At 56.7% G+C, this 7,757-nt stretch carries 8 protein-coding genes and 1 pseudogene; 8 read left to right on the top strand and 1 reads right to left on the bottom strand.

Going from position 1 to position 7,757, the window contains the following annotated elements; genetic code table 11:
• The 3 genes and pseudogenes from AO388_RS14795 to AO388_RS14785 form a co-directional block, all read left to right on the top strand.
• Window positions 1-1,260, top strand: a pseudogene (locus AO388_RS14795) (hypothetical protein); the annotation flags it as partial.
• Window positions 1,257-1,940, top strand: coding sequence for a hypothetical protein (locus AO388_RS14790; RefSeq protein ID WP_003432856.1), 684 nt, complete (start codon window positions 1,257-1,259; stop codon window positions 1,938-1,940). The pseudogene AO388_RS14795 and the gene AO388_RS14790, both read left to right, overlap by 4 nt.
• A gap of 57 nt (window positions 1,941-1,997) precedes the next feature.
• The gene (locus AO388_RS14785) at window positions 1,998-2,573 is read left to right on the top strand and encodes a GNAT family N-acetyltransferase (protein WP_058416666.1); all 576 of its coding nucleotides are present in this window, start codon (window positions 1,998-2,000) and stop codon (window positions 2,571-2,573) included.
• Between the two features lie 70 nt (window positions 2,574-2,643).
• Here AO388_RS14785 and AO388_RS14780 read toward each other — a convergent pair whose 3' ends face one another.
• The gene (locus AO388_RS14780) at window positions 2,644-4,212 is read right to left on the bottom strand and encodes a TerC family protein (protein ID WP_003367323.1); all 1,569 of its coding nucleotides are present in this window, start codon (window positions 4,210-4,212) and stop codon (window positions 2,644-2,646) included.
• 648 nt (window positions 4,213-4,860) lie between these two features.
• Here AO388_RS14780 and AO388_RS14775 point away from each other — a divergent pair.
• The 5 genes from AO388_RS14775 to AO388_RS14755 all read left to right on the top strand — a co-directional run bounded on the left by AO388_RS14775 (window position 4,861) and on the right by AO388_RS14755 (window position 7,728).
• The gene (locus tag AO388_RS14775) at window positions 4,861-5,142 is read left to right on the top strand and encodes a hypothetical protein (RefSeq protein WP_002553776.1); all 282 of its coding nucleotides are present in this window, start codon (window positions 4,861-4,863) and stop codon (window positions 5,140-5,142) included.
• Window positions 5,143-5,247: 105 nt separating this feature from the next.
• Entirely contained in the window at window positions 5,248-5,589 is a 342-nt protein-coding gene (locus tag AO388_RS14770) for an FKBP-type peptidyl-prolyl cis-trans isomerase (RefSeq protein ID WP_058416665.1), read from the top strand.
• A gap of 128 nt (window positions 5,590-5,717) precedes the next feature.
• Complete coding sequence (locus AO388_RS14765; protein ID WP_003317903.1) at window positions 5,718-5,945, top strand: hypothetical protein; 228 nt, start codon at window positions 5,718-5,720, stop codon at window positions 5,943-5,945.
• 50 nt (window positions 5,946-5,995) lie between these two features.
• Entirely contained in the window at window positions 5,996-6,700 is a 705-nt protein-coding gene (locus AO388_RS14760; RefSeq protein WP_032609373.1) for a YoaK family protein, read from the top strand.
• 65 nt (window positions 6,701-6,765) lie between these two features.
• The gene (locus AO388_RS14755; RefSeq protein WP_003367316.1) at window positions 6,766-7,728 is read left to right on the top strand and encodes a class I SAM-dependent methyltransferase; all 963 of its coding nucleotides are present in this window, start codon (window positions 6,766-6,768) and stop codon (window positions 7,726-7,728) included.
• The last annotated feature ends 29 nt before the right edge of the window (window positions 7,729-7,757 follow it).

Below are 7,757 nucleotides of genomic sequence, written 5' to 3'. Positions count from 1 at the left end.
AGCGTGATCATGCTCAACTTCATCAACACCGCCTTCACTTATCGCGACCTTACTCGGGATGGAGACTTCAGCGCCAAGGACATCGGCAAGGTGACGTATGGGTTGGGGTATAGCTTTAACTTGTTGATGGCGGTGTTTGTTGAAGCGCCGTGGGCAATTATCAGGGATGCGACGCCGGTGCTGATCGATGGCAAGAATGTCGGGATTCTGGATCGCTCTGCGGGTTATTGGAGGGCGAAGGGAAATGCGGCGTGGAGTGATGCGATACGTGGGTTCAGGGTTTCGATGGTGGCTATGGGTGGGTTTGGGCTGGCGGCGGTTACGCTTGAACTATTTGATGTTACAAATGATTTTTACGCAGCGAAAACATCAGAGGAAAAAAACGCAATTATTGTAAAGGGCATTTCTATATTCGCAATGGGAGTAGGCTCAACTTTTCAATTGATGACAGGATTGTCCCCTGCAAGCACCTTTACAGTTGTTGCGATGAGTCCATGGTTCAGTGTGGCGCTGCTCGTAATAGGATCTATATATCTTTTTACTACGCTGGCTTTGAGTTATTTCAAGCAAGACAGTGTGGGCTGGTGGCTACGCAAGTGCTGTTGGTCGAGAACCCTGGACTATCGCTACCCCGAGACTGCCAAAGGCGAGAGTGAAGAAGTACGCGCATTGATGGAAATTCAATTGTCTCCACAGATTCATGTTAAAAGCACCGTGCATTATGAGAATCGTTATCTTGGCAAAGGCGATTACTACAGCGTAGCGGTACAAAATGGCGCTGGAGTGCAAGTACGCTTGCCAAAGCTGGTACGCGGGGAGTCCGTGCACTTCAACATCGTCAGCAGCAAGCGACCATGGGGAGTGCTACCTGTAGAAAAAATAGACGACCCGCTGCATCAAACATTTCTGGACAGCGGGCAATTCAGGAAGGCCGAACAGTTCGGGACGCTTACCAACAAGCCAGCTGGAAAGGCGAGTGAAGATTTCACCTATCCACTCATGCCACCTGAAAATGAAGACCTCATCTGGGAAACGTGGGTGCCGCTCCACAAGGACGCAACATATCTTGAGCTGCAAATCTGGTACCCGGCCAATCTGATCAATCCTGGCGAGGACGATAGAAGCTATCTGTTTCAAATGGAGCTTGGCACAAGAGGCGATACTACTATCGATGGTTTGGCTGCTGTGGAGCTTGAAGTGAAGGCATCAAGCAGGATTGGCACACTGACTCTGGAAGTAGCAGAGGGTACACCTGTATGAATCAACAAGAAAAAGCCTTGTATCTGCCGAAAAGTAAAGACGTTCTGAACTGGAAGATCAAAACATTTGCTAGATCGCCTAGAGAAATGAAGATAACTCAGTCCATATTCATTGCAGTCTACATGACAGGAAGTACACTTTACATGTGGGGAGGCTGGATAATGTTTTCAGACAGTCTCTACTCATTAGTGGGCACGATACTCGCGCTTGCCGGAATTCTTGCTTATTACCTATGCCTACTCATCCGCCAAAAAACCATCTACAACTACACCATCAAAACCGACAGAGCCCACCTTGAGTACTACCTCCACTACCCCGACTTCGCCTCCTCCTTTTTCAAAGGCATCGCCATAGCCGTCATCCTGTTGTTCGTCATGGTAGCCATCCTAACCGGCTCACTGCTCTTCCTGATCGGCCCCGTGGCCATGGCATTCATCGCAGCCATCAAGCTACTCAACTGGGAAAACCCCATCCACCACGAAAAAAGCCTGCCATGGGGCGAGTACAACTTCGTCACTGTCGACCGCAAACGCTTGATGATCATCACGCACCGCACTGACATCACACTCGGCTTCGAAGCCCGATTCCAGCACGAGCTACTGTTCAACAAGTACCTGAATTTTCTGCACACCGTGCTCCCGTCCACGGCCGAGTTCACCGAAAAAGCCTGGAAGTGGTAGCACACCCACGCTAACGTACACGCCGGAATTTCAAGCCCTACCCACCAAGGCCTCACCATGATCCAGATCCGCCCCATGACACCGGAAGATTTCGAGCGCTTCTGGCCCACTTTTCAGGCTGTCGTCATCGCTCAGGAAACCTACGCCTACGACCCTGCCCTCACTCAGGAGCAGGCCCGCGATCTGTGGATGGAGGCGCCCTTGCACACGTTGATTGCCGAGGAAGATGGCCAACTGTTGGGCAGCTACTACCTGAAGGCTAACGCGGCAGGTCCGGGCAATCATGTCTGCAACTGTGGCTATATGGTGACGGACGCGGCGCGGGGTCGTGGTGTGGCGCGGTTGATGTGCGAGCATTCGCAGCAACTGGCGCGCGACAGCGGGTTCCTGGCGATGCAGTTCAATTCGGTGGTCGCCAGCAATGAGGTGGCGGTCGGGTTGTGGAGCAAGCTGGGTTTCGAGACGGTCGGGCGGTTGCCCAAGGCTTATCGTCATGCCCGATTGGGCCTGGTGGATTGTCTGGTGATGTTCAAGTGGCTGGCTGATGAGCCGGTGGCTAAAGAGCCTGCGCAGCCCAAGTTGATTGGCCGCAAGAATATCGAATCCGTGGTGTCGCGTCCGCGTCGAAAATAAGCGCGACGCACACATGAAAACGGGGCCTGCTCAGCATGAGCAGGCCCCGTCTTGTATTACAGCTCGGTGCTTATTTGCCAGAACCCATATCGGGCTGTTTCTGCAGCAACACCCGAGTCACTCGACGCTCTTCCACGCCGACGACGTGCAGGTTCCAGCCCTGCCAGCTGAGGCTGTCGCCGGTAGACGGCAGGCGATCCAGCAGGCTCATGACCAGTCCGGCCAGGGTCTGATAATCCTCGGTCGCCTTGGCCTGGAAGCCAGTGCGCTCGCGAATCAGGCTCAGGTTCAAGGCTCCCGATACCACGAAGTCCTCGCCCTGCTCGACGATGTCCGGACCTTCCACTTCGCTGGCGTCGGGCAACTGACCAGCGATGGACTCGAGAATGTCGGTCATGCTCAACACGCCGATGAAGTCACCAAACTCGTTGACCACAAAGGCGATGTGCGTCGATTCCTTGCGCATCTGCTCCAGGGCATTGAGGATGGTGAAGCTTTCCAGCAGGTTGATGGCCTTGCGCGACATCAGTTTCAAGTCGGGCTCGTTGCCGGACAACAACTCCTTGAACAGCTCTTTCTTGTGCACGAAGCCCAGCGGCTCATCGATACCGCGCTCGCCAATCAGCGGCAGACGCGAGTAGGACGAGTGCATCAGTTTCAGACGAATCTTCTCGGCGCTGTCGTTCAGGTCGATACAGTCGACTTCGGCCCTCGGCGTCATCACCGTGCGAATCGGCCGCTCTGCCAGCTGCAGTACGCCGCTGATCATCACCCGCTCACGACGGTCAAACACCGGCTCGCTGCTTTCACCATCCAGCATGTCGGTGATTTCCTCATCGACGTCACCAGACTCCAGCTTGCGACCGCCCAACAGGCGCATCACCGCATGAGCCGCACGCTCGCGGCGCGGCAGGTGACCATGGGCCGACTTCTTGCTGCGCTTGCGGGCGATCTGGTTGAACACCTCGATGAGGATCGAGAAGCCGATGGCCGCATACAGATAGCCCTTGGGAATATGGAAACCCAGGCCTTCGGCGGTCAGGCTGAAACCGATCATCATCAGGAAGCCCAGACACAGCATGATCACCGTCGGGCGGCTGTTGACGAATTTGGTCAGCGGCTTGCTGGCAATCATCATCAGGCCAATGGAGAAGATCACCGCGATCATCATCACCGACAGGTGCTCGACCATGCCGACGGCGGTAATCACCGCATCCAGCGAGAACACGGCGTCCAGTACGACGATCTGCGCAACGATAGGCCAGAACAACGCATAGCCCGCATTACCGGCGCGCTGGGCGACATGGCCTTCCAGCCGCTCGTGCAATTCCATGGTGGCCTTGAACAGCAGGAACACACCACCAAACAGCATGATCAGGTCGCGACCGGAGAACGTCTTGCCGAACACCTCGAATAACGGCTCGGTCAGCGTCACCATCCACGAGATGCTCGCCAGCAGGCCAAGGCGCATGATCAACGCCAGCGACAGGCCAATGACGCGCGCCTTGTCGCGTTGTTCAGGGGGCAGTTTGTCAGCCAGGATGGCGATGAACACCAGGTTATCGATGCCCAGCACCAGTTCCAGCACGATAAGGGTCAGCAGGCCAAGCCATGCCGTGGGATCAGCGATCCATTCCATGGTTTATGCAGCCTCACGATAAAAATGGCAGGGGTTGGTATGGGTCACTGTAGACCAGACGGCATGGCTGAACGTCAGGCATGGCGTTGCAGCGTCAGGACGCAAAGGTCTGCCGGAATCCATGCAGTGCAAGAGGTTAAGTGGAGAGACGTTCGAATGAAGCGGCCTGCTCGGTAACAGTGAGATCACCGGCCAGCCATACGCGATGGAAGGAGGACAACTCGGAGGCTCCTGGAGGGTATTCATACAGTCCTGAAAATCAATACGGGCGCTGATCGTACAATACCCATAGATGTTTCGTACGTTGGGAAAGTATTACAAGACTTGACCACCGAGCGCGCTGCTTGCCGAGCAGTAAATGAGCATGGGGCGACGTTTTGTCACACCTCAAGGCACTACCAGTTGTCTGACAACAGAATGGCGCGGGTAGATGCGCCAATCCATTTGTTTTAAAATGTTTCCATAACGTCAGGCATACGCAGTGCTTCCCGCGATCCTTATTCAACGTCGCCCTTCACTGCTCGCCTGAACAGAATCATAAAAAGAAAGCCCGTCATAGACGGGCTTTTTTCGTTTTCAGCTTTTGCATCCGATGCCCTCGACGGCATCCCGGCAACCCGTTTTCTTAACCTTTGAGGTGATTTACCCATGCTGCGCATCGTTGTTGTTCATTTGTTTCAGTGGCTCAAGCGTCTGTCGTCCGCGCTGTTCTTCCGCAGCGCAGAGGACAACTATTCGCGCAGCTTCACACGCGAAAACGATGACGAAGGCCGCTGGACGTTTGTTTCGATCGTCATCGTTTTGACCCTCAGCCTTTATTGCCTGGCTGGCCTGGGTTACTACGCCAAGACCAATATCTGGGACGGCTTCACTCAAGAGCAGAAAGAGAACATCGCGCAGGCCATGGTGGTCAGCTCGCAGAATCTCTGACAGTTACTGGGTTCGACCAAACGGGGGAAGCAAAAGCTTCCNGCTTTTCTGCGAGAAAGCCCGCTCGCGCCAATCACAGAGCGCGCTGCAACCGGAAGCATGGCAATGAGCAAAGAATTACAGATTACCGATCTGCACCCCGGCGAGGGCAAGGCAGCGGTAAAGGGTGCGCTGATCACCACGCATTACACCGGAACCCTGGAAGATGGCACGGTGTTCGATTCCTCCCACGAGCGTGGCAAGCCGTTCCAATGCGTGATCGGTACCGGGCGCGTCATCAAGGGCTGGGACCAGGGCCTGATGGGCATGAAGGTCGGCGGCAAGCGTAGATTATTCGTCCCCGCCCACCTGGCCTACGGCGACAGAAGCATGGGCGTATACATCAAGCCCGGTGCCGACCTGACATTCGAAATAGAACTGCTGGAAGTGCTGACCCGCGACGATTGAGCAGCCTGCTTGCAGATCAACCTGCATCGGCCGATACCCTGACGCACGGGCACACGCCTGATTGCTTGTTATCGCAGAAAAAGCCATGCTCCGGGTATGGAATTCAAGGTCTTGGCACAGGAACACGTATGGCGCTCAATAAGTCGACTCAGGAGCTGAAGCGACACCTGAAAGGGACAGCAACCAATCTGGAAAACACGGCGGAAGAAATTCTCAAACTCGCCTCACAAATGAACGATGTGGATGTCACCGCAGTGCTGCAGATGGTCAACCGTCTTTACAGCGATGCCGATCAGCTCAAAGCCTATGCTGATGAGGTCAAGGCCAAGCGGATCGTGCGCGCCAAGCCGCTGTAAATCGCTGCACCCGAGTTCAGACGCGCTTTCTTCGCTCCAGAGGGCCTTCGATGCTGCCACAGCCCGCCACTTCCAGCGTCAGCCCCAGGCACCTGAACATGCAGAAATGGCGTGGCCGGGTCGGCATGGGCCTGGTCGCTAGCCTGTCGGTTCTGGCCGGCATGACCGATGCCATCGGCTTCATGGCCACCGGCGATTTCGTTTCGTTCATGAGCGGCAACACCACCCGGCTTGCAGTCGCAATCAGTGATGGCGACCTGAGCGTGACGGTGCGTCTGACCCTCGCAATCCTTGCCTTCATTGCCGGCAACGCGCTGGGCGTGGTGGTTGCGCGCCTTGGCGGGCGACGTGCCCTGCCCTTGCTGCTGGGCATCGCTACGCTGCTGTGTGCGGCTGCCGCATGGCCGCTGGAAAGCAACATGCTCGCACTGATCTGGGCGATTCTGGCAATGGGCATGCTCAACGCCGCCGTCGAGCAGGTCAACGGGCTGCCGGTCGGCCTGACTTACGTGACCGGCGCGCTGTCGCGCTTCGGTCGTGGCCTGGGTCGCTGGATGCTGGGGGAACGCCGGGACGGCTGGCGCGTGCAACTGGTCCCCTGGGTCGGCATGTTCATCGGGGCCGTGATAGGCGCGCTACTCGAGCATCGTCTGGGGCTCAACGCCCTGTTGATCAGCGGCAGCCTGTCGGCGTTGCTGGGGCTGGTTTCGCTGAAAATTCCGCACCGCTGGCAACGTCAATACATGCCACGCTGAACCCTGCGATGCCCATCTGCTGAAATACGTTTACCATACGCCGCTTTTCCTGACCGATCTGCGCCATGACCCCTGAAGCACTCGCGATTCTGCAACAGCACCTGATCGACGCGTTGAACAACGTCCCGAATGAAACCCGCCGCCTGTTTCATGGCCGGGGCCGTGTGTGGCCGGGGCTGGAGCACATCACCGTCGACTGGATGCAGGGCGTGGTGCTGGTCTCGGTGTTCAAGGAGCCTCTTGAATCCGAGCTGGCAGCATTGATGCAGCTGTTGCACGCGTTGATCGACACGCCCCAGTGGCAGCAGAGTCAGGCTCACACCTTGCTGCTGCAACACCGCTATCTGCCACAGAGCACCACGCAATGGCTGACCGGTGAGGTCGTGGATGAATGGGTGATCACTGAAAACGGCCTGCGCTACAAAGTCGATTTCGGCAAAAAGCAGAACAGCGGCCTGTTTCTGGACATGCGCTACGGCCGTGAATGGGTGCAGGCTCAGGCCAAGGGCAAGCGCATCCTCAATCTGTTCGCTTACACCTGCGGCTTCTCGGTCGCCGCCCTGGCCGGGGGTGCCGACCACGTCGTGAATCTGGACATGGCCCGCGCTGCATTGAATCGCGGCCGCGAGAATCATCGCCTCAATGATCAGGACCTCAGCCGCGTGACCTTTCTGGGCCATGACCTGTTCAAGTCCTGGGCCAAGGTCACCCGTTGCGGCCCTTATGACCTGATCATCATTGACCCGCCGTCCTTCCAGAAAGGCAGTTTCATGCTCGACAAGGACTACCAGCGTGTCCTGCGTCGATTGCCGGAGTTGCTGGACGAGGACGGTTCGGTGCTGGCGTGCATGAACGATCCCGCACTGGGACCGGACTTTCTGATTCAGCACACCGCAATCGAAGCGCCCTGCCTGCGCTTCGAACAGCGCCTGGAAAACCCGCCGGAGTTCCCCGACGCTCGCGTTGAGGGCGGCTTGAAGGCGCTGGTGTTCAAGGCAGAAGGCCTGAGTCGCAGCGGATGGGCGTAACGAGCGAAGACCGACGGCCGCTTCGGAGC

The sequence above is a fragment of the Pseudomonas sp. ICMP 10191 genome (genome assembly GCF_001467335.1).
Taxonomy (GTDB): domain Bacteria; phylum Pseudomonadota; class Gammaproteobacteria; order Pseudomonadales; family Pseudomonadaceae; genus Aquipseudomonas; species Aquipseudomonas cerasi.
The sequence above is the reverse complement of the archived record's forward strand: the minus strand, read 5'-3'. Positions and strand labels throughout refer to the sequence as shown.